Raw genomic sequence first — 1,114 nt, 5'->3', positions numbered from 1 at the left:
CTTTTTTTGATTGGATATTGATGCTTTAATAAGTATATCTAATTACATCTCTAGGTGGTTGGTTAATGAAAAAAAGTGATATTGATGGTTTGACACCAGCACAAATTGCAGATAAATATGCATTGCCTAAAGAACCAACACATATTTGTGATGTTAATGTGAGCCCAGATTTTAAGTTGCAAACAGGTATTGCTAATTCCGTTGAAGGCTGGGGAAATGGAGGCGGTCAGCAATTTGATACAATGGGTAAATTTATTGATGAAGATGCTTTTGTAAATGAAAGGTTGATAGGTAGACTAGAATGAAAAAAGACTATTCATATAAAGAGAATATAGTATGGTTTGGTGAAAAACAAATTATATTTAGTGAAAAAATAGCACAGGTAATAGAATTCGAGAAGTGTGTGGTAATAAGAAATAAGTATTCAACTGAACATCCTACAAATAATTTGGGTGCATACGATTTTAATGGTAATAAAATATGGGAAATTGATGATATTATTAAGCCGTTGAATCCGCAGACTATAGTGTCCATTGGAAAAAAAGATTGCCAATATATAAGTGTCATAACATTTATGGGACTAAATTTGTTGATTGAAGCAGACACTGGCAGAATTTTAAGCAAAAAAATAACTAAATAAAAACGTAGTATCAGTTGCATTCCCTGACCTAAAAGATTTTGAAATAACGCTGATTTTTATATGTCTCTATTTTAGAAGGGGCTATACTATTTTGTTTAAAACGCATTGTTTTCAGGAAAGATTGATGTTATGGGAATGATGCGTTTGGCTTATCTGGAATTATATTGTAATTTTGGTCTCCTTGATAGTGAGTGGTGTGATAAAGTTCGAGAATTAAAAAATGAGCCAATAAGGAATTGGAAGATAGTGTAGATGCAACCTATGGTATAAAAGACCAAGCAGCAGAATTGGGAGATATGACTGGTGGAGCGGGACAAATTGTTACCCCTTTTGGTGGAGATGTATTTAGAAAAAATAGGAATATTAAAGGAGAATACTAATGATAGAGCAAACTGTTACGGAAAAATTATTGAATTTAATAACTCAAACTTCGCACATTAAAATGTGCCTATGCACCTTGAAAATTCAATAATA

At 32.0% G+C, this 1,114-nt stretch carries 3 protein-coding genes; all 3 read left to right on the top strand.

Going from position 1 to position 1,114, the window contains the following annotated elements:
- Positions 1–65: 65 nt before the first annotated feature.
- The 3 genes from DWV68_RS14270 to DWV68_RS14500 all read left to right on the top strand — a co-directional run bounded on the left by DWV68_RS14270 (position 66) and on the right by DWV68_RS14500 (position 1,020).
- Positions 66–305, top strand: a complete 240-nt coding sequence (locus DWV68_RS14270; protein ID WP_117699370.1) for a hypothetical protein — start codon at positions 66–68, stop codon at positions 303–305.
- Positions 302–640 (top strand): hypothetical protein, encoded by a 339-nt coding sequence (locus DWV68_RS14265; protein WP_117699371.1) that lies wholly within the window; start codon positions 302–304, stop codon positions 638–640. The genes DWV68_RS14270 and DWV68_RS14265 overlap by 4 nt, the downstream gene beginning before the upstream one ends.
- A 236-nt stretch (positions 641–876) precedes the next feature.
- Positions 877–1,020, top strand: a complete 144-nt coding sequence (locus DWV68_RS14500; RefSeq protein ID WP_156454690.1) for a hypothetical protein — start codon at positions 877–879, stop codon at positions 1,018–1,020.
- Positions 1,021–1,114 lie beyond the last annotated feature (94 nt).

It is taken from the genome of Roseburia sp. AF12-17LB (genome assembly GCF_003479605.1).
Taxonomy (GTDB): domain Bacteria; phylum Bacillota; class Clostridia; order Lachnospirales; family Lachnospiraceae; genus Roseburia_C; species Roseburia_C amylophila.
Note: the sequence above shows the minus strand (reverse complement) of the source record. Positions and strands in the feature narration are given on the sequence as shown.